Raw genomic sequence first — 23,948 nt, 5'->3', positions numbered from 1 at the left:
CGTTGTAATGTTATTAGGTATGAAAAATTGGCCACTAACAAATGTCCTATTATCAGACGAATGAATAAGTGGCCAGATTCAGTGTGATTAACGAACCGTTTTTTGCTGTGCTTTGACTAAATCAATCACCGATTGGTATTCTTCGATGGATGTATTTTCTAGGTGCAACTTGCCACCCGATGCTTTAACAAAACAAGAATGGTTTTCTTTATCCAACTTCTTAACGGCGGTAACGAGTTTTTGCTTTAATGCAGGATCCATATTGCCACGGACAATAGTTGGTCCATTAGGAATTAAAGGCGATTCCCAAATAATACGGACCTTAGACATTAGGTCATCGAAACCATTGTTTTTGACTTTTCGCAATGCGCCTGCTGAATAGCCATCCTCACGATTTCCAACCATTGATGTCCAGGTAACTGCCCCATCAAATTGGCCATTCAGTACACCGAGAATGTCTTGTTCATGACCACCAGAAAAACCGACTTTTTTGAAGAAGCCATTAAATCGGTTATCCATGTTGCCACCTAACTTTTGTTCAAACTGATTGTTTGGGATTAAAAAGCCTGAGGTTGAATCGGGATCTGCAAAGGAGAACACTTTACCTTTTAAGTCTTCAAGCTTTTGATATGGACTGTCGGCTTTGACGAGAATGACCGAGTGATAGCCTTTTGAGTTGTCTGTATCATCGGTAGTGATGCCTACGAGTTCGACTTTACTTTTGTCTTTTAAATAGACTGAGGCAAATGATTTTGGTGACATGTTTAAAACTAAATCGACTTGATCACCAAGTAAGCCTTGTATCACTGCACTGTAATCAGAAGCATTACGAATATTGACCGTTGCCCCGGTTTCCTCTTCAAGGAATGACTTTACGCATTGATTATTCCCTACTTGAGCGGTCGAGTTTTCGCCTCCTAATACGCCCAGATTAATTTCTGGTGCCGCTTGCACTGATGCGGCGAATATTCCAGAGATGAGCGCGACAAGGGGTAATACTTTTTTCATTGTGTGTTCCTTTCCAATTGAATTTAAGTGTGTAGTAAATGATTAATTAAGATAACTGCTCAACTTCATCACCATAGAGCGCATGTAGAATGTCGTCGGTCAACCCACTTGGGGCACCGTCATACACCACTTGGCCTTTTTCAAGACCAATCACACGGGTGCAATATTGTTTTACTAGTTCGATAGAGTGTAAGTTCACCATCACGGCAATCCCTTCATTACTCACTTTTTGCAAGGCATCCATAATGCGGGTCGTATTTTTAGGATCGAGTGATGCCACTGGCTCATCTGCCAGTAGAATTTTAGGCTCTTGCATTAATGCCCGACAAATGGCGACACGTTGTTGTTGGCCGCCGGATAGGTTTTCAGCTCGTTGCAGAGCGTGAGGAAGGATCTTTAACCACTTCAAGAGTTCAATGGCCTTGACGCGATCTTTATCATCAAAGATTTTAAACATGGATTTCCACGTTGGGGTATAGCTCAAACGCCCAAGCAATACATTTGTAATAACATCTAACCTAGGCACTAAGCAGAAGTTTTGGAAAATCATGCTGCATTGGCTACGCCAGTGTCGTAATTGTTTACGCGGCATCGTCACGACATTGGCTTGTTCACCACTGACATCTAAAATTTCACCTGAATTGGCACTGATTGTCCCGTTGAGTGTGTGCAACATTGTCGATTTTCCAGCCCCAGAGCGACCAATAACGGCAACGAACTCACCTTCGTACAAGTCAAAACTAATATTGTTTAATACATTCTTTCCGCCTTTGTAGGCTTTGGTCAGTTGCTTGACGCTCAATACTTGTTTTCTAGTTTTAATGCTTGGTGATTTTAGGTCACTACATTCAATTTTTTGTTCAAATAATGGTTCGGGGGCGATAAAGTAATTTCGCGCGCTGTTATTGTTAGATTGGTACATGATTTCATTCTTCTTAATGCTTAAACCTAGTATGAATTAAGAAGAATAACTGTGACAGTTTGAATACAAAAAAATGAATAAATTGAAATGTTAAGTGTTGTGAGTAGAGAAATTAGATCGACAAGTACTGGGTAAGTGAGGAAAGCTAATGAGTGAGCGGATGGATATATTTTTTGAATATTTTGCCGTAAAAATGAATGATTTTGTGATATTCAGCACTGAAGTAATAAAGCCTAACTCATCGCTAGGCTTTATTCTTTTTAGAAGAGGCTATTTTTACTCTTGGTCTTGAGCGTCTTTGGATTGCTCTTGAGTGCATTCGTTAACCAGCGTTTTTGGTTGAAGGCTTGCGATCTTGTATTCACCTTGCAAATTACGGAATACTTTTGCGACATAGGCGGTATCGTCTTCGATGGTGAATGTCACTCGATAGTTCATGCCTGCGACAACTTGTTGTTGTACTGATTGAATATCTTTTAGAGTGTGTGTGCCTTCCATACTGGCAATCGCAAGTTGTGCTGATTGTGTGGCTTCAGGTGTAACCTCAGCGTTTTTCCAGCCACCGACTAATGACTGAGTCGTTTCACATTGAATTTTCAATTCTGTATTAGTCTCCGGCTCTGTTGAACTGCACGCAGATAAAACAAGTGCTGCTGCAGACACAGCAAATAACTTCTTATACATAGTAAAAACCTTAAATTTTTCTCATTAATTAATATTGTTAAACATTATGGACGATGTTCATCGATTTCTATATACGCTTCGTCGGTGATTTTAGCTATTTGCTTATCATCTTCGGTCAGATTTTTGTTTTTCCAACTTCCTCTTGCAAACCATGAAATGGAGAATAACGCGACAAGAATATTGGTAATCGCAAATGACCACCAAATTCCAGATGCTTCTAGGTGCGTATGTTTTGAAAGTATATAAGCGAGAGGGAATTGAATTACCCATTGAGATAATAATGAAATAAGCATGGTATTCAACATGTTACCTGATGCTCTAAATGCTGATACCACGCATAATTGTACTCCAATAAAGCCCCATGTTAAGCACATCGTTCTCACGAATTGCGCACCGTGCTCTATCACTTCTGGATCATCGGGGATAAAAAACGCTACGCATAACGGTGCTAAAAGATAGGCGATGATACCCAGTATGGTTAATGCTACCCATCCCCAAACAGTACCTAGAATGGTAATTTTAGATGCCCTTTCAATGTTTTTAGCGCCAATGTTCTGTCCAACAAGCGTTGATACCGCCATTGATAGCCCCATCGCAGGTATGGTGACAATTTGTAGGATGGTCGAACCGACGCCATAAGACGCAATAGTGACCGTTCCAAAACTGGCGACCAAAAATGACATGATCATTAATCCTAATGCCCTAGCCGATAGCTCAACAGAACCAGGTGCCCCTAAAAAGAATGCCCTTTTGATGTATGACAGATCGGGCTTGAAGCTTTTTAAAGTTAAATGAATTCCATGTTTACCACGAAAGAAAACATACATCCCAACCGTCGCCGCGATCGCTTGAGTGACGAGAGTCGCTAATGCCGCGCCCATGACGCCTAATCCGTCAAATTGAGCAAAGCCAAAGATGAATAAAGGATCCAGTATAAAGTTTAATAAAACGGTACCGAATACGATAATAAGTGGGATTTTTACTTGTCCAATTCCACGCATAATGGATTGGAACATCGCATAAGTGAAAACAAATATGACGCCTATAAATGAAACATGCATGTAATTTAATGCGTCTTGATATACGGTTTCTTCTACGCCAAGCAGAATTAAAAAGGAAGAAGACAGTGCATAACCCGTTAAGCCTAAAAGGATAGCGGTGACCACTACCATCAACATAGTTTGAGCCGCTACATGGTTGACCATTTTTTTGTTACCCGCCCCCATATATTGAGCGGATAAGGTTGCCCCAGCCATAGCAAGTCCTGCACCGAGTGCAATAACCAAAAAAGTGACAGGGTTACTAATTGAGACTGCCGCCACTTCTGCAGCGCCAAGTCGTCCAACCCAAAACGCATCGGTAAGTTGATAAGCAGACTGAAGAATTTGGGCAAAAACAATTGGAACAGCTAAGGAAAGTAAGGCTCTATTGATAGAGCCTTCAAAGATGTGCTGACGATTCATAGTATGGGGTGTCCGTGAAAAGAATAAATGCGCTGTTAACCCCCAGCGAGTTTAACGGTGTGTCCTTTTTTCTCTAAGTGAGTTTTGATTTTTTCACGATTATCCCCTTGGATTTCAATCGTGCCATCTTTGACACTGCCACCGCAGCCACACACTTTTTTTAGTTCTGCGGCTATTAACTTGAGTTCGGTATCGCTCATATCAAGACCTGTGACAATACAAACGCCCTTGCCCTTACGTCCTTTTGTTTCTCTCTGGATTCGAACAATCCCATCGCCTTTTGGACGTTGTTTGATTTCTTCTTCCGGTTTAATACGACCGACTTCGGTAGAATATACGAGTGACATAGAACCTCTAATTACGATTTTTTGATTTTCTCTATGCACTAATAGTATAAGAAGTCACTACAAGATGCTATTTTCAGTATCAATAAAACCGTATTTGAACCATCCATTTAGTAAGGTGAAGTGATGAGAAAGAATATTCCATTGATGTCTGATCCGGTTGAAATAAAGAAAAGTACCGTATTGTTTTCGAACCCTATTGGTTATCAGGATTTTCTAGACATCACTCATGACTTATATTCACATAATTCGTTACTTTCAATGGTCAATGATTGGAATCGCTTCGTTGCATTTTGTTCTTCTCGTCATGTGAGTCCTTTACCGGCTTCTATTACCGCAATTAGGTTGTTTTTGGAGCAAGAGAGTCGACAGCGAAAATTTGCTTCGATACGTCGTTATAGCTTAACCATCGGTTTAGTTCATCGGCTACATTCACTGCCAGATCCAGTGAACCACCGACAAATTCACTTTACCTTATCTGCGTTACGCAATATGAAAAAAGGTGATGCGGCCCAAGCGACACCTTTTACCGAGAAACATCTAAATGAGATTTTCCACTGTTTAGAAAAAAGTGATTCGGTGAAAGATTTACGTGACTTGTTGATTTATAGCTTGATGTTTGAATGCATTTTAAAGCGTGGTCAGCTGCGAGATCTGAGGGTTAATCAAATCGATTTAATATCGGAACAATGTGCTCAATTATTAGTGGAAGAAAATACATATAAACTGAGTCGAAGAACGAGCTTATTGATTAAACGCTGGTTTGCGGTATTGGGTGATGATTATCAAGGGGCATTATTTTGCCGAATTGATAAACATGGCAATTTAGGGAGTGAATCATTAAATGATTCGTCTATTTATCGTGTGTTTCGACGAGCGAGTGAGATTTTAAAGTTGCCGGATCATTTAGCTTTTTCTGGGCAATCTAGTCGTGTGGGCGCAACTCAGGATTTATACAAAAAAGGTTATAATTTGCGTCAGATTCAGCAACTAGGCCGCTGGACCAGCGCGGTAATGCCTGCTCAATATATTGGTAAGCATGCGCTATCTGAGTCAGAACAATTATTGTTTAAAAAGATAAAAAGCTGGGATTAACCAGCTTTTTATTGATACGCAATACGTCGATAATTTTGCTTATTTTACGCTTCTTTTAATCGAGCTTTCTAAAAAGTCGCTGAATTTGTGGCCGTTATGCTCCATTAATTTAGGGAACATAGAAATTGGCGTCATTCCCGGGAAGGTGTTGACTTCATTTAAGTAGATTTCGCCATCTTCAGTTAAGAAAAAATCAATGCGCGATAAGTTTTTTAAATTCATATGAGTAAACACTTTACGTGAGTACTTTTCAATTGCATGTTGTTCGCTTTCACTTAAGCCTTGAGCTTCCAATACCGTTGATGAGTGGCTATCTGCGCTGTATTTCTCATCGTAAGTATAAAATACGCCATCCGGAGCGATAACTTCACCCGGTTTGGTGATCACTAACTCACCATTAAGTTGATAAGCGGCGACTTCTAACTCTCTTGGTTTAACGGATTTTTCAATTAAGACTTGATCAGAATAGGTGAACGCAGAACGCACCGCTTCAGCTAATTTGTTTTTGTCAGTCACGCTGTAGCACCCTACTGACGAGCCTTGTCGGGCTGCTTTAACAAAAACTTTACCCCATAGATCAAATGCTTGTTCAGCAATTTGAATCGAAGCGTCATTGTTTTCAGTTAAAAAGCGATAAGGTGTGTTTGGAATGCCTAATGCGTCATACCACAATTTAGAAGTGATCTTGTTAAAGCTATTTGAGCTGGCTTCAGGGCCACAGCCTAAGTACGGAATATTCGCCATTTCTAGCAGCGATTGAATATCACCGGTTTCACCAGGAAAGCCATGAATACAGGGGACAACATAATCAATGGAATAAGAAGAGAAATTATCGCCCTTCAAACATGAATGAGCGATATCCAGCTCAACTTTTTCACCAGAAGAAGCAAACCAAGCCTCTGGTTTTATTTCAACTTTGATCACATTGAAATCAGAGGTGAGATTGAGTTGTTGTTCAAGGTATTGTGCTGATACGAGTGAAACTTCATGCTCAGAAGAACCACCACCACATAAAAGTAAAATATTTTTCATCTTAATTTCGACGCTGTTTATGTTAACGCTATAGACTAATCATAATGCTTTATCGCTCGAAGAGCAGTACAAAATCGCGCTAAAGTCTTAAATCATCATAAAAAAGGAGCGCTTTAGCACCCCTTTGGTTATTTTTTATTCTTGTGTTCTACGTGCCTTTACCGGTTATGGTAATTTTTTCAGCGTTGGGTATTGTGAATTGGTAATGGATTTAACGCTTTTCACAAAAGGCCCCATGTTTTGGTATTTTGCAGGAAGACGCATAATGGCATCTTTCGCTTCTTCTGCTGTTTTAAAGTTTCCAAATAACAAGCTGTGCCACTGTTTACCATTGACCGTTTTTACGTTTTCCCACTTCGGCTGGTTTTCAGGTAAATCTTTTGCCGTCTCATTTAAGAATTTTTCACTTTGTAATGCGGCGACTTGCACAACGTAGTTATTAGTACCCGGCTGGTTAACATTATTTTGTTCTGGATAGAATACTTTGACCGTAGACTCTGATGATTCGGCTTTTTTATCGGCTTCTGTCGGTGGGCTGAGCTTGACCACTTTTTTGCCTGATTGGGTTTCCGGTGTTGCCGGCTCTATCATACTGGGTTGTGAAGCTTGTGAATCTGATTGCAAGTCTTGCTCTAAAGGAGCATTAGATTCAGTGATGGGTTGAGGGACTTCATCCGTTTTATATGTTTCTTGATATGTTTCTGTCGAGACTTCGTTATCGTAATTTGCCGATGAACAAGCCGCCAAAAAAAGAACAGAAAGAGAGATAATCGCTATTTTTTTCATTGTAAGACCAAAGTGTTATAAAAACCTTTAAGCATCATGCCTCTGCCATGTCTGAATATCAAGGTGATTAAAGAATAGAAAGTGATATGTTTGTCAATTTATCTGATGCAACGAATAAATCATCTCTAATTATCGTTATGGATCACATTGGTACGTTAGTGTGAAAGATGTTGATCTTAATATTGATTATGATGACAACTATGCTGTGCAACCAAATCAAGGTGGATGAATGCTCACGTTAGGTAAACTGTTAAAACCAAGCTCAATTGCCGTTATTGGTGCCTCTCAGCGCCCTTTTCGTGCAGGTTCTATCGTTATGCAGAATTTACTCAGTGGTGGCTTTCAAGGGGCAATAATGCCGGTCACGCCAAAATACAAATCGGTGAGTGGCGTACTGGCTTACCCTAATATCGAACAGCTCCCCTTAATTCCTGATCTTGTGATTGTTTGTACTAAAGCGAAATATAATAAAACTATATTCACAGAACTCGCCGCTAAAGGAGCTGGGGCGGTTATCGTGGTGTCATCCGATATGTATAAATCTGAAGGCGATTCTGAACTGAGTATTGATGAGGAATGTTTAGCGATCGCTCGTCAATCAGGTATGAGAATTTTAGGGTCCAATAGCCTCGGTTTAATGCTTCCTTGGATGAATTTGAATGCCTCACTATCACCAGTGACAGCGTCACAAGGTAGCATTGCTTTTATCTCTCAATCCGCGGCGGTTTGCACCACTATTCTTGATTGGGCGAGCGATAAACAAATTGGTTTCTCGGCATTTGTATCGCTTGGCAATGCGGTTGATGTCGATTTTCCTGAGTTGTTAGATAGCTTGTCCGTCGATAATAAAACTTCCGCTATCTTGTTATATGTCGATTCCATTAAAGATGCGAGAACCTTTATGTCGGCGGCTCGTAGCGCCTCACGTAACCGTCGTATTCTCGTTTTGAAATCTGGCCGTAGTCTCGAGGGACAGCAAGCCGCGACCCTTCACACTCGTGGTAGCCAGAGCATTGATATCATTTATGATTCTGCGATAAAACGTTCAGGTATGTTGCGCGTAAATAATACGCATGAACTTTTTGCGGCTTTAGAGACGCTAACTCACTCTGTTCCATTAAGGGGAGAACGTTTAGCGATCATGACGAATGGTGGCGGCCCCGCAATTATGGCGGTGGATGAACTAATTCAACGTGGTGGCAAACTGGCGACACTGACCGATGAAACTATTGAGCAATTAAACCAAATTTTGCCACCAAGTTGGTCTCATAGTAATCCTATTGATCTGGTTGGTGATGCCGATAGCTCACGTTACTCAGAAGCGATGAATATTCTCCTTGATAGTGATGCTATAGATGCCATTTTGGTTATGCATAGCCCTTCTGCTATTTCACACCCAACCCAAACCGCTCAGGCAGTTATTGAGACCGTTAAAAAGCACAAAAAGAGCCGACGATTCAATATTTTGACCAATTGGTCTGGAGAAATGACGGCAAGAGAAGCCCGCTCGTTATTTACTCGGGCCGGAATTCCTACCTATCGTACACCGGAAGGCGCGGTTGGGGCTTATATGCATTTGGTTGAGTACCGCCGTAACCAAAAACAATTAATGGAAACGCCTTCTTCTGTCGAATTACGCAACCCAGCCCAACTTTTACAGGCTAAAGACTGGATTCAAAGTCATATCGGTAATCAAATAAACCAGTTTGATTCTCACCAAATTGCTGGCTTATTAAAGAGTTATAATATTTCTGTTTTGCCAACATGGCTTGCATCTGATGCAAGTGAAGCGGTACACATCAGTGAAAAGATTGGTTACCCAGTGGCAGTGAAATTACGCTCTCCCGATATTTTGCATAAATCGGAAGTTCAAGGGGTGATGCTGAATTTGCGTAATGCCAATGAAGTGGCTAGTGCAACTCAAGCGATTATGGATAGAACCTCACTCCTCTATCCTTCAGCTTTGATTTATGGTGTATCAGTTCAAAGCATGGCAAGCCGAGCCGGCTCGCAAGAATTAAGAATTCGTATTGAGACAGATCCTATTTTTGGCCCTGTTATCATGCTTGGCCAAGGTGGAACCGAATGGGATGTCAGTGAAGATGCTTCCGTTGCGCTGTTGCCATTAAATATGGCGCTTGCGCGTTATTTGGTGATACGCGCAATGCGAATTGGAAAGCTGCGGTTGGAGCAACTTCCCAATCCGGTTGATACTATTGCTTTGTGTGAGCTATTAGTACGTTTATCTCAAATGGTGATCGATAATCCTGAGATTTTAAGTTTGGATCTGCATCCATTATTAGCGGTAGGCAATGATTTCACTGTCATTGATGCTCACTTAGAGTTACAAGCTAAAGATGGGGAGAAGAGACAACGATTAGCGATTAAGCCTTATCCGGTTGAGCATGAAGAGCAAGTTCAGCTAAAGAATGGTGAAACGTGTTTAATGCGCCCAGTTCTACCAGAAGATGAGACCAAAATGGCATCGTTTATTACTCAAGTGTCTCGCGAAGATTTGTATAAACGTTTTTTTTCTGAAGTTGGCGAGTTTAACCATGAGGCATTAGCGAACTTAACGCAGATTGATTACGACCGAGAGATGGCATTTATTGCGACTCAGATAAATGATAATAATCAAGAAGTGTTACTCGGTGTGGCAAGAGTGATTGCGGATTCACATAATCATGATGCGGAGTTTTCAATTTTGGTTCGATCGGATCTGAAAGGCATTGGACTCGGTAGACGCTTAATGGAAAAGATCATTGCTTATAGTCAAACAAAAGGGACAACTCGTTTAACTGGGATAACAATGCCATCCAATAAAGGGATGGTGCAGTTGGCGAAAAAACTTAACTTCAAAACAGAAACGCATTTTGAAGATAACATTGTCGATATGCTTTTGATTCTTTAATAAGACGAGAGCGAGTTTTATTACTCGCTCCCTCTTTCTCTAATTACTACGCTTTAGCTACCTAAACCACTTACTTTCCAGTGTTTTTTGAGATATTGGATACACCAAGATTTGGCTTTGCCCATTTTATTACGACGCCAAGCAATCACGATTTCTACGGATTGCTTATCGCTGCCTTCAATGATTTTCAGTTTACCCTGCTTAATCAAAGGTTCAGCAATATGCATAGGTAATGTTCCAATGCCTAATCCTGCACATAATGCATCAATTTTGGCCGGGAAGTTACTTACGGTTAACCTAGGTTGATCGTCTTCCAAGTTTTTACTTAATACCGGTGAAGTACGAGCTGAATCAGCTACGGCAATTGCACGATACTTATTTCTGGTCGATTGGTTAAATTCACTGGTTCTTTTATGAACAATATGACTGGGTTCAGCCACCCATGCCATATTAATATTGCCTAACGGTTCTATTTTGAAATCAATTGGGGTGTGTTCTATTTTGGCACAAATAAGTAAATCAGTGCGTCCATAGGCTAATGCTTCCCAACTACCGGCTAAGATTTCTTCTTGCAGCTTTATACGCGTTTTTGAATGGCTTTCGAGTTCTTTGACTAATGGAAAGAAAAAGTCGACAGGCAATAAGTCATAAGCGATGGATACTTCTAACTCCCAGCCATGAGCAAGGATATTGGCATCTTCGACAAGGTCATTTGCTGCTGAAAGAATAAAACGGCCTCGATCTAATAGTAATTGGCCTGCATCGGTAAAAACGGCTTTGTGTCCAGAACGATCGAAAATAACTAAATCCAAATCTTGCTCTAACTTTTGTACTTGGTAGCTTAATGACGACGGCGCTCTATTTAATTCTTGCGCTGCGGCTGCAAAACTTCCACGTCTTGCTATTGCATCAAGTACTTGTAGGGCTTCTAAAGTAATACTGTTATTCAAATTACCCATTTCCTTATCTGGTGAATATGATCTTTATCGACGGTGACTCAATAATAAACATCGAGATAATAAAATTACTGTATGTGCTCCCATAAATACAAAATCACATTATTGGCAATCATTATCCGATCCACTTTAACTCTTACAGCTTATGTTGCACAAGAATTTACTGCTCTTTAAAAGATGGTACTCTGCAATCGAAATAGAGCAAGCTTAGGCGAGCGATTTGAACTCTCCATTCAGCTAAGTGTGCTTTAATTAGGGGTTAAAATACAGATTAGAGAAGCATTCGTGTTTTTTCTTTCTTAAGTCTAAAAACATAAAAAAGCCAGCGAGTGCTGGCTTTTCATATCTAGTTATTTGTATTTCAAAGTGTTTTTAAAGGTTGATGTAAATACTTGTAAACTAAGCTTGTTTTGACATTTCATGTTTTACCATTACAGCGCTTGCAATGATGAAAGCAATGATTAAACCTAGTGATAATGACATATTCTTCCCCTGATTATATAGACCAATAATTAGCCAAAATTAAAAATCGAGGGAATTATAACCATGCTTGTTATCAAAATGTAGTGATGTTTTTGTTTTTGCGATCAATGCACTATTTAGTGTTCAAATTGAGCGACGTCAGGCCGCTCAATTTATCGTTATCGCTTAAGATTCTGGGTAACCTTGTGGGTTGTTAGACTGCCAACGCCATGTATCTTCCGTCATCTGCTCTAACGAACGTGTTGCTTTCCAATGTAGCTCCACTTGGGCTTTTGCTGGATCAGCCCAACATTCAGCAATATCACCAGGGCGACGTTCTACAATTTGATAAGGGACGGTTTTTCCTGATGCTTTTTCAAAAGCTGCCACCATTTCGAGTACACTATGACCATTACCCGTACCGAGATTATAGATATGAAGTCCTTGTTTACTGCCTACATGTTTTAGAGCGGCTAAATGTCCATCCGATAAGTCCATCACATGAATATAATCACGTACACCCGTGCCGTCTGGCGTTGGGTAATCACCACCAAACACCGATAAAAATTCACGACGCCCTACCGCCACTTGAGCAACAAAAGGCATCAGGTTATTTGGAATGCCTTGAGGATCTTCACCTAACTCACCAGTCGGATGTGAACCTACTGGATTGAAATAACGTAGTAAGGTAATGCTCCAATCTGGATTGGCTTTTTGGAAGTCAGTTAAGCATTCTTCTACGATTAACTTACTGCGGCCATAAGGGTTGGTCGCGCTGGTTGGGAAGTCTTCAAGAATTGGGGTGGATGCAGGATCACCATATACAGTGGCTGAAGAGCTGAAAATTAACGATTTCACACCCGCTTCACGCATAGCATCAACAAGAACCAAAGTACCGTGGACATTGGTATCGTAATATTCAAGGGGTTTAGCTACCGACTCACCAACGGCTTTTAAACCGGCAAAGTGAATGACTGACTCAATATCATATTGCTGTAAAACTTGGCTTAATGCTTGTTTATCACGGATGTCGCCTTCAACGAAAATCGGTCGAACGCCTGAGACTTTTTCAATACGATCAAGTACGGTTGGTTTACTATTGTATAAGTTATCAAAAATGATTGGGGTCATTCCTGCTTCAATCATTTGAATGCATGTGTGACTACCGATATACCCCATCCCACCTGTGACTAAAACAAACATAAGAGCCTCAATATAAATAATTTTTCTTAGGTGTAACAATACAACATTGAACCTTGTAGATATACCCTAGCAGTGTCAATATAATTGATAGGTGATGTTTCAAATATCGATGATAACTTACAGTTGGCTCAACACTATGACTCTTGAAACGACAAAATTAAAACTAAACTGCGATATGGGCGAAAGCTTTGGCCATTGGACGATGGGAAAAGATGAAACCATCATGCCTTATGTACATATGGCCAATGTTGCTTGTGGCTTTCATGCCTCAGACCCAGACATCATGGCGCATACTATACAACTCGCGGTTAAACATAACGTAAGCATTGGCGCACACCCTTCTTATCAAGATTTATTAGGTTTTGGTCGTCGTTCTATTGCTCATACACCTGAACAAATTTCTCATTTAATTAGTTACCAAATTGGCGCCATTCAGAGTCTTGCTGCGTTTTACGATACTCAAGTCGATTATGTAAAACCTCATGGGGCTTTGTATAACGACATGATGGCTAATTTTGATGTCTTTGAAGCCATTGTTCAAGCTGTTATGCCGACAGGTTTACCCTTGATGGTATTAGCCAAAAAAGACAATACCGCCTATCTTGATATTGCTGATGAATATAATGTACCACTGTTATTTGAAGCTTTTGCTGACCGAGCTTATAAAGATGACGGATCATTAGTCCCTAGAGATAAGCCCAATGCAGTCCATCAAAATGCCGAAGATATCTTTTATCAAGCAATGCAGTTAGCAAACTTTGGGACAGTCACAACGATCAAAGGGCATACACTTGAATTACAAGCAGATACCCTTTGTGTTCATGGCGATAATGAAGAATCTATTGCTGTGGTTAAGCGTATTTATACAGCGCTAACGCAACCGATAAGCTAACCGGTTACGCGCGAAGAAGTGCATCGAGTTGATCTACGACTTCTACCCAATCCGCATCTTCCTTTTTGGCTTCTTTTAAAAACTCCGACTGTGACGTAGTCCAAAATGAAGCTCGATGAATCGGTTGTGAGTGGTCTAGTTGAGATGAGTGTTGATGAATAAAGCGATTAATATCATCAGCAGAGCTTGGTAACCCTAGTTGCTCAAATAATGATTCTAACGAGTGTCTATGCATTTCCATACGTGTTTCCCCATTTATACAAACGCTTATTATCAATGATAGAACAGTTATTGGCTCTTGTTTTGGATCTTATGAACTAAAGTCATTCCAAATATCATTGCGATAATGAAAGCGATCAATTTAATGTTGAAACCGGATAATGATGCGATCGCTGGGCCTGGACATATTCCGGCTACTCCCCAGCCCACACCAAATAAGCTTGCGCCTAAGAGCAATTTTTTGTCTACTAACTGGCTTTTGGGAATACAAAACTCAGTGTGATCCAACGGATTTTGTTTGGGTTTAATAACATAATGATACATCGGAGCAAACACCAATAACGCGCCGCCCATAACGAATGCTAAATCAATTTTCCAAGCCCCTGCAACATCGAGAAAGGCAATCACCTTCACGGGGTCTACCATGCCAGAAATAACCATTCCAGCCCCAAAAAGTAAGCCAGAAAGTAATGGGATTATAGAATAATGTTTCATGAGTATTCCTTATAGAATATGTAGACGTATATAAACGGTTATTGCCGCTACGAACATGAACGTAAACGTTGCTACCGTTGAACGAATAGATAAGCGCCCCATTCCACATATACCGTGGCCACTTGTGCAACCATTACCTAATTTTGTTCCAATACCCACGAGCAAACCAGCCAGTAGCATCGTTGTTATCGAACTAGCATATTGAGTTGGAATGCCAGATAAGTCTGGTTTAACTAACCAGTTGGTTAACCAGCCCCCTGCCACTAAACCAATAAGAAATTGAACCCTCCAACTTTTATCTGCCGTGGAAAGTATTGAACCGCTTAGAATACCGCTAATTCCGGCAATTTTACCTTTAAACAATAACAGCAATGTTGCTGATACGCCGAGTAATGCGCCACCGAATAATGCGTTCCAAGGAATCGTCATAAACACCTCATATAATTACTATTTGACACTTATTATATTAGTCTATAATTTATTAGCAATAGCTAAATAAGGTTTGAGGTTAACATGAAAATTTTAATTGTTGGTGGTGTTGCAGGTGGCGCTTCTGCTGCGGCAAGAGCAAGGCGTTTAAGTGAAGATGCTGAAATTATAATGTTTGAGCGTGGCCCTTTTGTTTCATTTGCTAATTGTGGTCTTCCTTATCATATTGGCGGTGATATCCAAGCTAGGGATAAGCTTTTATTACAAACGCCTGAAAGCTTCTTATCGCGGTTTAATGTTGATGTTCGCGTGATGAACGAAGTGCTTACGATAGATCGTCATAATAAAACACTCACGGTCAAAAACTTGATTGATAATGTTCAATACACCGAAAGCTATGATTTCTTATTGCTGAGTCCGGGGGCCGCTCCTATCGTTCCTCCTATTGCAGGGATAGATAATCCACTCACCCATTCTTTACGTAATATTCCAGATATGGATAAGATTATTCATACACTTGAAAAGAATAAACCGCAGCATGCAACGGTTGTTGGCGGTGGCTTCATTGGGTTAGAAATGATGGAAGCGTTCCACCAGCTTGGAATTAAAACAACGTTATTGGAAATGGCTGAACAAGTAATGACTCCGGTGGATAAAGAAATGGCCGGTTTTGTTCATCAGGAAATTAAGTCTAAAGGTGTTGATTTACGTCTAGGTGTGGCGTTAAAAGCCGTTGAACAGTTAGATGATAAAACATTGCGATTGAGCTTAAGCAATGATGAAAAGGTAGACACGGGTTTATTGATTATGGCGATAGGGGTTCGCCCTGAAACTCAATTAGCCGTTAATGCCGATTTAGACCTTGGTGAACTTGGTGGTATTGCGGTGAATGAATACATGCAAACCAATGATCCGTTTATTTATGCTGTGGGTGATGCGATTGAAGATAGTGATTTCGTCACTGGCAAGCCAGGTCTTGTTCCACTTGCTGGTCCTGCAAATCGCCAAGGCAGAATGGCGGCAGATAATATATTTGGTCGAAATGAGTCTTATCAATCCACCCAAGGTACGGCAATATGTAAAGTGTTCGATCTCGCGGTTGCATCGGTTGGTAAAAATGAAAAGCAACTTAAAAAAGACTCAATTGAGTATCAAAAAGTTTATGTACATACAGCAAGCCATGCTAGCTACTATCCCGGCGCCGAAACGGTTTCGTTGAAACTTATTTATTCTCCTACCTCAGGTAAGATTTTGGGAGCTCAAGCTGTTGGTAAAGATGGCGTAGATAAACGTATTGATGTACTCGCCGTGGCACAACGTGCAGGTATGACGGTCGAACAGTTACAACATCTTGAACTGACCTATGCTCCTCCTTATGGCAGTGCAAAAGATGTGATAAACCAAGCCGCTTTTGTCGCAAATAACATAATAAATGGCGATGCTACCGCTATCCATTATGATGAGATTGATCATTTAACCGATGATCAAATTCTGGTTGATGTTCGTAACCCCAATGAGCTTGAAAGCGTTGGTTTTATTGCAGGAGCGATCAATATTCCGGTCGATCAGCTGCGCCAACGCATGAATGAGTTACCAAAAGACAAAGAGATCATTGTATATTGCCAAGTTGGGTTACGCGGTAACGTAGCCTATCGACAATTGGTCAATAACGGTTATCAAGCCAGAAATTTAATCGGTGGTTACCGAACTTACCGACACGCTATGTGTTAACAAAAAATGGCCACTTCTTCTGAAGTGGCCATTTTTATATGTCTATTTCAACACGGATTATTGATTGTAAGATTGGCAGTGTTTAATGGCTTCTTCTAACAATTGCAGCGCGGTTTTTTCACACGGCTCTAGCTCCGCAGTTTGTGCTTCGAGTGGCGTGACTCTATCGCCCCACTTGATCATACCCGCGCCCCACGTTAAGCCAGCACCGAACGCCGCCACAAGGATATTCATATTGGGTTTCACAAAGCCCTGCTCAACGGCTTCACACAAAGCAATGGGTATTGTTGCGGCAGAAGTGTTGCCATATTTCTGGATGTTGACGAAGGCTTTATCTTGAGAAATACCGGCAAAATCACACAAGGTTTGGATTATACGAATATTGGCTTGATGAGGAACGACACAATCAATTTCTTCTTTGCTTAAGTTGGAACGTTCAAGTACATTTTGAGTGGCTGCACTCATGCCTTTTACTGCACGTTTGAAGATGTCTTTACCGACAAAGTCAAAGCTCCAGTGCGCCGCATCGTCGGAAAAGCGATCCATGGCGGTACCAAACTTCGGTATTGCCAAGATATCACGCCCCGCAGGATCACAGCCTAAAGAAGCTTCTAATAGACCAACCGGTTGGTCTTGTTCACGGCGGCTAAGTACAACCGCCCCAGCACCATCACCAAACAAGACCGCAGTATCACGTTGCGTCCAATCTAGATAAAAAGATAAATGCTCCGCACCGATAACAAGCGCATGACGATAATTACCCGCTTGAAGTAAGCGAGTGGCGGTTTCTAAGCCATATAGAAAACCTGTACACGCTGCATTTAAATCGAAAGCAGCGGCAACTTGAATACCTAAATTGATTTGTACTTTAGAGGCAATATTGGGAATCAAGGTATCTGGTGAGCAAGTTGCCACAATAATACAATCGATTTCATTTGCGTTGATGCCTGCTGCTTGCATGGCATTTTTTGCAGCAACGGTCGCAAGGTCAGATGTCTCTACATGGCTAATGCGGCGACTTTCAATGCCCGTACGAGAGCGGATCCATTCGTCAGAGGTTTCTAAAAATGTACTTAAATCGTCATTAGTCAAAACCGCTGGTGGTAGACATTTACCCCACCCTGTAATTTCTGCGTAAACGTTAGCCATAAAAATACCCTATCAATTTTATTGTTTTATTTTTGTTTATTTCAAACTTGCAAACATTATACGATAATTGCTTGAAAACTTATACGTTAAGCGTTTCCTTACTAACCGTTTTATAAACAGCTAGTCACATTTTTATAAATATTAGAGAATGTTCTTAAAGAGGTACTTCATGACATCATTTATAACCGCTTGCCCACATTGCCAAGGTAAAAATAAGGTGCCTTTATCTCGTGTGTCTGATAAAGCCACTTGTGGCCGTTGCCAGTCATTTTTATTTGATGGGAAACCTGTCACAGCAACGAGTGAAAATCTGGACGCGCTGTTAGAAAGTGAACAACCGGTCGTGATTGATTTTTGGGCTCCGTGGTGTAATCCATGTGTTGGCTTTGCTCCGGTATTTGAAGATACAGCGGCGGAAATGTTGGGTCAGGCAAGATTCTTAAAAGTCGATACTGAAACACAACAAAGCATTGCAGCTATGTATCAAATTCGTAGTATTCCTACTATTATGGTGTTCAAAGGCGGAAAAAGAGTAGATTCAATTAATGGCGCCTTGCCAAAAGGACAGTTTACTCAATGGTTAAACCAAGCTTTAATAAAATAAATTACAAATAGAAAAATCAACTTAAACTGGCTTGATATCCCGAGTATTAAGCCACTTTCCATCTAAAATAAAGCCCCTCAGCTTCAATCAAATTATTTTATCGTTAAATCAAAAAAAACTCATTTTACATCTTGTGAACCAAGCCTCATATTCGCCGCGAAAACCCCTCTTAATTTCATTAATTTTTAAATACTAACCTTGCGGAGTATGCGGTGAACGACGTAGCTTTGACTTCATCAAAACCTTCATTTTTCATTCCTGTTGCAGCGCTATCTTTATATGCAGTTGCTTCAGGTTATTTGATGAGTTTGATCCCATTGATGTTGGGTCAATATGGTTTAAGCACGGATGCTGCGAGTTGGTTAGCGAGCGCTTTTTATGCAGGCTTACTATTAGGCGCGATGTTTATCGAACCAATTGTAGCCAAAGTAGGACATAAGAACGCTTTTATCTTCTTCTTGGTGCTATTTTCATTAACGATTGTGATTATGCCGATTGTACCTGCTTTTGAATCTTGGCTATTTGCGCGTTTCATTGCGGGGATTGCCGTTGCAGGTATCTTCGTGGTCGTTGAATCATGGCTACTTATTGGTGATGAAAAAAGCCGAGCTAAGCGATTAGGTCTATACATGGCGTCACTTTATGGTGGTGCAACGTTAGGTCAGCTTGGTATTAGTGTTTTTGACCTTAATAGTGAGTGGCCATTTGTGGTTATTTTGTCATTATTAATGGTAGCCACTCTGTTGCTTTGCTTTGGACGTTGTCAGCAACCTCAGACTGAAACACATTCAGCACTGAGCTTGAAGCAAGTTCTGAAAATGAAAAAAGCAGCGTTAATTGGTTGTATGGTGTCTGGTTTATTGATTGGTTCAATTTATGGGCTAATGCCTTTAGAACTGCATGATCGTCATGTTTCCACTGCGAAAATTGGCAGCTTGATGGCTCTGCTTGTGATGGGCGCAATGTTAGTTCAGCCTATCGTCTCTTGGTCAAGCCAGTTCGTGGGCAAAAAAATGTTGATGGGATTGTTTTGTCTATTAGGTGTTTTTGCTATTGGATTAACCACGTTAAGTTCAAGTTTGGTTGTTCTAGCAATTTGCTTGGTATTGCTGGGGATGGCAACATTCTCGATTTACCCGTTAGCGATTAGCTTAGGCTGTGATGGTTTAGAAGAGCGTTATATTGTCTCTGCCACTCAAGTAATGTTATTGGCTTACAGTATTGGCTCTGTTGTTGGCCCTATTGCAGCTCAGCATTGGATGAACAATCCAGAAGGGTTAATTGGCTTCCTATTTGTGATTTTATTAGCAACCTCTTTGTATATGTTTGCTATGAGCATCAAGCGAAAATCACGTATGGTCGCGGGTGAATAACCTTTCTTCCTATCAATAAAAGCGCCTCATTTCAAAAGAAGTGAGGCGCTTTTTTGTCTTTCGAACAAAATCAGATATCAGGCGTTTAAGCGATATTCAGATATTTATGTGTTTGGATAGATAAACGCCAATTACGTTTAATACAGGTTTCCATGCACAGTTCAGTGGCTCTTGGCTTCTGACTGATAGGTTGTAAGGCAATATTGGCTTTCGACTCACAATTTGCACGAATCAGTAGCGCATCAAGTTGATCAATATCTTTTTGCGTCCCTACTGGGTGTTTGATTTCATTGGCGCGTTGCAATGCAGAATCAAGCACATCAAGTTTACCTTTCATTGCTATCTTAGGTGACACTGTCACCCATGTATTATCTGAACATAATACTTCTGATGTACCACTCGTTTCTATCTGACATTGGCAACCGAGTGCTTCCAATGCTGCTGTGAGTGGCTGTAAATCATAGATACAAGGCTCACCGCCTGTGATAACGATGTGCTTCGCTGTGTAGCTTTGTTGTTGATACATGGCCACAATATCGTCAACACTCGCAGGGCTCCACGTTGGGCTATCCCCTTGTTTGATAATAATATCACCGAGTGTTATTTGATGGGCTTCCTCGGCTGTCCAAGTCTGCTTAGTATCACACCATGAGCAACCGACAGGACAAACTTGCAGGCGAATAAAAACTGAAGGTACACCAGTAAAATAGCCTTCACCTTGAATGGTTTCAAAGATTTCATTGATCTTATACACAAGGCTCGCCTTTATTCTTGACCGCGGTATATGCAGCCTGCTGTGCAGGTTTCTTTGATTTCAACTTTGCTTAGTTGAGGTAAAAGCGGTTTGACTTTTTCCCAGATCCATTTCGCTAAAACTTCACTCGTTGGGTTCTCTAAACCAGGAATATCATTCAGGTAATAATGGTCAAGTTGATCATAGATAGGAGCAAAAATCTTCTTCACATCACCAAAATCGATGATCCAGCCAGTTGTTGGATCTACTTCGCCTTGAATGTATAAACGAACAAAGAAAGAATGACCGTGCAAACGTCCACATTTATGCCCTTCTGGTACATTCGGTAAATGGTGCGCTGCTTCAAAAATGAAGTCTTTATATATCTCGCAAGTCATAGCAATTCCGCGTCTTGATTAAAATGGGATACGAATATATAGAAGTGGCTCTTGAATGAAAAGCGAATATTGATAAATTCGATGGTAAATCTGCAACTAAAAAATATGAAGCTTAAGCTAGTATTAAAGTTAGCGTTTGATATGATGCGCACCCACTTCATTGCAGAGACTGGTTATGAACCGTAAGAAAAAAATCAATTCGATTTTAAAGAAGCGCTTAAAGCAGCAGAATGCCAAAATGCATAAAACCAATAAGCCGAAGTATATTTCTAAGGCAGAACGAGCTCGCATGGAAGAAGAGGCTCAAACGCAAGCCTCTACCGATGATGTTCAACAACCAGAACAAGCCGAATTAGAGTAATAGGCTATCTTCAATCGGTTGGTATCGATCGGCGGCTTCAATAAGAGAATTCGCCGTTAAACCCGGTACACCATACACTTCAACAACTTTCCCATAGCGGCTTTGAATACGCTTTGCTAACAAATCAAAATCACCATCACCTGATGCAATGACAATCACGTCAGAAGTTTCGGCTAATTCCATCGCATCAAGCGCAATCCCAACATCCCAATCCCCTTTTGCTGACCCATCTTGCCTTTGGATAAACGGCTTAAGTTTAACCTCAAAGCCTATGCCTCTTAAAATATTATGAAATTGCTTTTGCTTATCATCACTTCTAGCAATAGCGTAAGCGTAAGCGTTGACTAAAGTGCGATCTTTCATGACCTGGGCCCAAAAGGCATTGTAATCAAAGTGGCGATGATATTTGTCTCGTGTGGTGTAATAGATGTTTTGAACATCGACTAATATGGATACCGTTTGCATAAAATTCCAAATAAAAAGTAATGGCCCAAAAATAAGATGGGCTTAGAAACTGTTTTCAGTCTTATGAGTGACTGCTAGTTTGAATCCATTGTAAATATTCGTGATAACCGGTTTCGATAGGTAGCATAACCACTTGCGGAACTTGGTAAGTATGATGGGCTAAAATCATTCTTTCGACTTCTTTATAATGACGGTGCAAAATTTTAATGATCAAAAGTGATTCTTGGTCATTATTAATTTCTCCATGCCATTGGTAATAGCTAGTTATCGGCATCACTTGGATACAGGCAGCTAGTTTTGCCTTGAGTAATGCTCCAATAATGGCTTGTTGGCACTCTTCATCATTCGTAGTGGATAAAACGATCGCATAGCCTTCTTGGTGTGTGTCCATAATTCACTCCTTCTCATTTAGTGTAGAGGCTTACTCTGGTTTTACCCATACCTGACTGAAATCAAACCAACCTAAAGCATTGCAAGTAGCATTTTGTAATGAGCCGCACTGCTCTTGACTGACGCCTAGCCAGCAGTGAAACATCGGAATTAATTGTTGGGTTTGTACTAATTGTTTGGCCAATTCTTTAGCTGGGAACGTTTGATTCGGCTGTGAACGCCAATCGGAGACCATTTGTTTCCATCTGGAAAAGTTTTCACTAGAGCTCATGAGATCAATGTCGCTATAACCTAGCAGCCAACCGATTAAGGCATCTTTGCGATTGTTTGCAAGCCCCATAGGTTTCAACCAGATATCGATTTCATCGGGGTTTTCAACGGTTAAATCATATTTAATGGTTTTTAAACTGATGCCATCTTCTTTAAGTAGCGCTTTCATTGACTGGATCACATGAGAAAATAATGGATGCATTCCGTGATAGGCAACGGTCACTTGTTGTTTTATATTTTCTTCTGTCGCTGGCGGTGTGAGATCTGGTTGCAAGATCCCACTATGATGCCAACCTGGCTTTAATCCATGAGCATGCAGTAAGCCTAACTCAATCACTTTTTGATCTGGGATCCCACGTAGCAAACTAAATGGATTCAGTTTTTGTGCTAAGTAGTTGGCCCAACCATCATTTTTTGCGATACCAGAGCGTCGATTAAGCAATAAATATGTACAACCGGGATCCAGTTCAACATCGGTAAATTGACCTTCTGCTGGCTTATTAGGATGAGTTAAACTCGGATACACCATTGATGAGTGTGCTTCATCAATCACCCAGACTTCAACACGCTCGATTAACGGGCGAAAACCAAAGTAATGATCAAAGGCTTCTAGTACTAAACGCGCCGAGTCATTTCTGGTGACTCGATATGGACCTGTACCGTTGGGGATTAAGTCAAATTTATTATGATCGACAATATCTGACTGTAATATTTTTGCCGGCGTTTCCGTCAGCAATAAAGGCAAGTAATAATCGGCATCCGTTAAATGAATATCGAGCGTGTTGTTGGAGGGCGAAATCACATTCTCAATATGCTCGAACAAGGCTAATTCTTTTAAACGATTCATGCTCTCAACCACATCACTCATGGTTAAGCGATCGCCGTTATGAAAGCGAACCCCCGAACGTAGATAAAAACGCCAATGGGTTGGCGATAGCATTTCCCAGTGATGAGCTAAGTCTGGTTGTACTTGTTCTTGTTCATCAAGTTGGGTTAAACCACTGAAGATTTGTCGAATGATATGTTGTTCAGATCGTCGAGTCGGCTTCAAAGGGTTCAGGGTGGTGAGTTGGCGGTAATAAGGCAAACGGATGACTTGCTGCCCTTCTAAATGACTAAAACCTAAGTAGCCTTGGAAGACTTGAGTTAAGCGTGCCGGATCATTATCTAAAACAGACAATGCATGTTCAATCTTACCTTCTTCTAAATACCGTTTAGCAAGATTCTCACTAACATCAATTTTATTTCGCTTAAAGATTAGGCGTGATAACTTACCTCGCCCCGCGGCAGGCATCCATTCTATCCAGCCTTCTTCCGCCAGTTTGTTTAGGACAATACGAGTATTTCGGCGAGTACAACACAATATGTCGGTGAGTTCTTCTAATTGAATGGCGCAATCTTCACCTTGAAAATGTTCAAATAATCGCTCAAATTGTGTTCTTAATCGTGGGCTACTCATAAAGGGGAAACTCTATATTTTACCAGTTAGAAAATATTTCCTACTTTATCAGCTTTAAAGCGATAAATCTTGTGGTCACCACGACTTTTAGACTTAATACGAAGGCGAAATATT

Annotated in this window: 25 protein-coding genes; 7 read left to right on the top strand and 18 right to left on the bottom strand. The window is 40.8% G+C overall.

Annotated elements, in window-relative coordinates; translation table 11 throughout:
• Window positions 1-87: 87 nt before the first annotated feature.
• From phnD to yciH, 5 genes are all read right to left on the bottom strand, one after another.
• Window positions 88-1,008 (bottom strand): phosphonate ABC transporter substrate-binding protein, encoded by a 921-nt coding sequence (gene phnD / locus VRUMOI_RS06730; protein WP_089138208.1) that lies wholly within the window; start codon window positions 1,006-1,008, stop codon window positions 88-90.
• 46 nt (window positions 1,009-1,054) lie between these two features.
• Window positions 1,055-1,930 carry a phosphonate ABC transporter ATP-binding protein gene (gene phnC, locus VRUMOI_RS06725; RefSeq protein WP_089138209.1) on the bottom strand — a complete coding sequence of 292 codons (876 nt, stop codon included), beginning with the start codon at window positions 1,928-1,930 and terminating at the stop codon, window positions 1,055-1,057.
• 276 nt (window positions 1,931-2,206) lie between these two features.
• Window positions 2,207-2,614: a cystatin domain-containing protein gene (locus VRUMOI_RS06720; RefSeq protein ID WP_089138210.1), complete on the bottom strand. Its 408-nt coding sequence runs from the start codon at window positions 2,612-2,614 to the stop codon at window positions 2,207-2,209.
• 44 nt (window positions 2,615-2,658) lie between these two features.
• Entirely contained in the window at window positions 2,659-4,077 is a 1,419-nt protein-coding gene (locus VRUMOI_RS06715; protein ID WP_089138211.1) for an MATE family efflux transporter, read from the bottom strand.
• Between the two features lie 35 nt (window positions 4,078-4,112).
• Complete coding sequence (gene yciH / locus VRUMOI_RS06710; RefSeq protein ID WP_089138212.1) at window positions 4,113-4,424, bottom strand: stress response translation initiation inhibitor YciH; 312 nt, start codon at window positions 4,422-4,424, stop codon at window positions 4,113-4,115.
• 123 nt (window positions 4,425-4,547) lie between these two features.
• On the opposite strand from yciH, the gene VRUMOI_RS06705 reads away from it, so the two are divergent.
• Window positions 4,548-5,516 (top strand): tyrosine-type recombinase/integrase, encoded by a 969-nt coding sequence (locus VRUMOI_RS06705; RefSeq protein ID WP_089138213.1) that lies wholly within the window; start codon window positions 4,548-4,550, stop codon window positions 5,514-5,516.
• Window positions 5,517-5,555: 39 nt separating this feature from the next.
• On the opposite strand, the gene VRUMOI_RS06700 is transcribed toward VRUMOI_RS06705, so the two are convergent.
• Entirely contained in the window at window positions 5,556-6,554 is a 999-nt protein-coding gene (locus VRUMOI_RS06700; RefSeq protein WP_089138214.1) for a D-alanine--D-alanine ligase, read from the bottom strand.
• Window positions 6,555-6,713: 159 nt separating this feature from the next.
• Window positions 6,714-7,334, bottom strand: coding sequence for an SPOR domain-containing protein (locus tag VRUMOI_RS06695; protein ID WP_089138215.1), 621 nt, complete (start codon window positions 7,332-7,334; stop codon window positions 6,714-6,716).
• 229 nt (window positions 7,335-7,563) lie between these two features.
• Here VRUMOI_RS06695 and VRUMOI_RS06690 point away from each other — a divergent pair, with 229 nt between their 5' ends.
• Window positions 7,564-10,245 carry a bifunctional acetate--CoA ligase family protein/GNAT family N-acetyltransferase gene (locus VRUMOI_RS06690; RefSeq protein WP_089138216.1) on the top strand — a complete coding sequence of 894 codons (2,682 nt, stop codon included), beginning with the start codon at window positions 7,564-7,566 and terminating at the stop codon, window positions 10,243-10,245.
• Between the two features lie 53 nt (window positions 10,246-10,298).
• On the opposite strand, the gene VRUMOI_RS06685 is transcribed toward VRUMOI_RS06690, so the two are convergent.
• Complete coding sequence (locus VRUMOI_RS06685; RefSeq protein WP_089138217.1) at window positions 10,299-11,204, bottom strand: LysR family transcriptional regulator; 906 nt, start codon at window positions 11,202-11,204, stop codon at window positions 10,299-10,301.
• A 645-nt stretch (window positions 11,205-11,849) separates the two neighbouring features.
• A complete protein-coding gene (galE, locus tag VRUMOI_RS06680; protein WP_089138218.1) occupies window positions 11,850-12,866 on the bottom strand; it encodes a UDP-glucose 4-epimerase GalE in 1,017 nt (338 codons plus the stop codon).
• Window positions 12,867-13,002: 136 nt separating this feature from the next.
• Between galE and VRUMOI_RS06675 the strand changes: the two genes are divergently transcribed.
• Window positions 13,003-13,758, top strand: a complete 756-nt coding sequence (locus tag VRUMOI_RS06675; RefSeq protein ID WP_089138219.1) for a 5-oxoprolinase subunit PxpA — start codon at window positions 13,003-13,005, stop codon at window positions 13,756-13,758.
• A 4-nt stretch (window positions 13,759-13,762) separates the two neighbouring features.
• Here VRUMOI_RS06675 and VRUMOI_RS06670 read toward each other — a convergent pair whose 3' ends face one another.
• From VRUMOI_RS06670 to VRUMOI_RS06660, 3 genes are read right to left on the bottom strand one after another with little or no spacing between them, the layout of a single operon-like run.
• On the bottom strand, window positions 13,763-13,999 hold the full coding sequence (locus VRUMOI_RS06670) for a DUF2789 domain-containing protein (RefSeq protein WP_089138220.1): 237 nt from the start codon (window positions 13,997-13,999) through the stop codon (window positions 13,763-13,765).
• Between the two features lie 47 nt (window positions 14,000-14,046).
• The gene (locus tag VRUMOI_RS06665; protein ID WP_089138221.1) at window positions 14,047-14,472 is read right to left on the bottom strand and encodes a YeeE/YedE family protein; all 426 of its coding nucleotides are present in this window, start codon (window positions 14,470-14,472) and stop codon (window positions 14,047-14,049) included.
• 9 nt (window positions 14,473-14,481) lie between these two features.
• Window positions 14,482-14,901: a YeeE/YedE family protein gene (locus VRUMOI_RS06660; RefSeq protein ID WP_394609443.1), complete on the bottom strand. Its 420-nt coding sequence runs from the start codon at window positions 14,899-14,901 to the stop codon at window positions 14,482-14,484.
• Window positions 14,902-14,985: 84 nt separating this feature from the next.
• Between VRUMOI_RS06660 and VRUMOI_RS06655 the strand changes: the two genes are divergently transcribed.
• Window positions 14,986-16,632 carry an FAD-dependent oxidoreductase gene (locus VRUMOI_RS06655; protein WP_089138223.1) on the top strand — a complete coding sequence of 549 codons (1,647 nt, stop codon included), beginning with the start codon at window positions 14,986-14,988 and terminating at the stop codon, window positions 16,630-16,632.
• A 57-nt stretch (window positions 16,633-16,689) separates the two neighbouring features.
• Here VRUMOI_RS06655 and VRUMOI_RS06650 read toward each other — a convergent pair whose 3' ends face one another.
• Window positions 16,690-17,781, bottom strand: coding sequence for a ketoacyl-ACP synthase III (locus VRUMOI_RS06650; protein WP_089138224.1), 1,092 nt, complete (start codon window positions 17,779-17,781; stop codon window positions 16,690-16,692).
• Window positions 17,782-17,950: 169 nt separating this feature from the next.
• Between VRUMOI_RS06650 and trxC the strand changes: the two genes are divergently transcribed.
• Together trxC and VRUMOI_RS06640 are read left to right on the top strand one after the other, a co-directional pair.
• Window positions 17,951-18,385: a thioredoxin TrxC gene (gene trxC, locus VRUMOI_RS06645; RefSeq protein ID WP_089138225.1), complete on the top strand. Its 435-nt coding sequence runs from the start codon at window positions 17,951-17,953 to the stop codon at window positions 18,383-18,385.
• A 212-nt stretch (window positions 18,386-18,597) separates the two neighbouring features.
• Entirely contained in the window at window positions 18,598-19,758 is a 1,161-nt protein-coding gene (locus VRUMOI_RS06640; protein ID WP_089138226.1) for an MFS transporter, read from the top strand.
• Between the two features lie 85 nt (window positions 19,759-19,843).
• Here VRUMOI_RS06640 and queE read toward each other — a convergent pair whose 3' ends face one another.
• Window positions 19,844-20,512, bottom strand: a complete 669-nt coding sequence (queE, locus tag VRUMOI_RS06635) for a 7-carboxy-7-deazaguanine synthase QueE (RefSeq protein ID WP_089138227.1) — start codon at window positions 20,510-20,512, stop codon at window positions 19,844-19,846.
• Between the two features lie 11 nt (window positions 20,513-20,523).
• Complete coding sequence (gene queD, locus VRUMOI_RS06630) at window positions 20,524-20,889, bottom strand: 6-carboxytetrahydropterin synthase QueD (protein ID WP_089138228.1); 366 nt, start codon at window positions 20,887-20,889, stop codon at window positions 20,524-20,526.
• Window positions 20,890-21,064: 175 nt separating this feature from the next.
• Here queD and VRUMOI_RS06625 point away from each other — a divergent pair, with 175 nt between their 5' ends.
• Window positions 21,065-21,250 (top strand): DUF2986 domain-containing protein, encoded by a 186-nt coding sequence (locus tag VRUMOI_RS06625; protein ID WP_089138229.1) that lies wholly within the window; start codon window positions 21,065-21,067, stop codon window positions 21,248-21,250.
• On the opposite strand, the gene VRUMOI_RS06620 is transcribed toward VRUMOI_RS06625, so the two are convergent.
• From VRUMOI_RS06620 to VRUMOI_RS06610, 3 genes are all read right to left on the bottom strand, one after another.
• Window positions 21,242-21,715, bottom strand: a complete 474-nt coding sequence (locus VRUMOI_RS06620; protein ID WP_089138230.1) for a LabA-like NYN domain-containing protein — start codon at window positions 21,713-21,715, stop codon at window positions 21,242-21,244. The two genes, VRUMOI_RS06625 and VRUMOI_RS06620, sit on opposite strands and share 9 nt — an antisense overlap.
• Window positions 21,716-21,776: 61 nt before the next feature.
• On the bottom strand, window positions 21,777-22,106 hold the full coding sequence (cutA, locus tag VRUMOI_RS06615) for a divalent-cation tolerance protein CutA (RefSeq protein WP_089138231.1): 330 nt from the start codon (window positions 22,104-22,106) through the stop codon (window positions 21,777-21,779).
• Between the two features lie 30 nt (window positions 22,107-22,136).
• Window positions 22,137-23,834, bottom strand: a complete 1,698-nt coding sequence (locus VRUMOI_RS06610) for an SgrR family transcriptional regulator (RefSeq protein ID WP_089138232.1) — start codon at window positions 23,832-23,834, stop codon at window positions 22,137-22,139.
• Window positions 23,835-23,948 lie beyond the last annotated feature (114 nt).

The sequence above is a fragment of the Vibrio rumoiensis genome, from assembly GCF_002218045.2.
GTDB classification, from domain to species: domain Bacteria; phylum Pseudomonadota; class Gammaproteobacteria; order Enterobacterales; family Vibrionaceae; genus Vibrio; species Vibrio rumoiensis.
The sequence above is the reverse complement of the archived record's forward strand: the minus strand, read 5'-3'. Positions and strand labels throughout refer to the sequence as shown.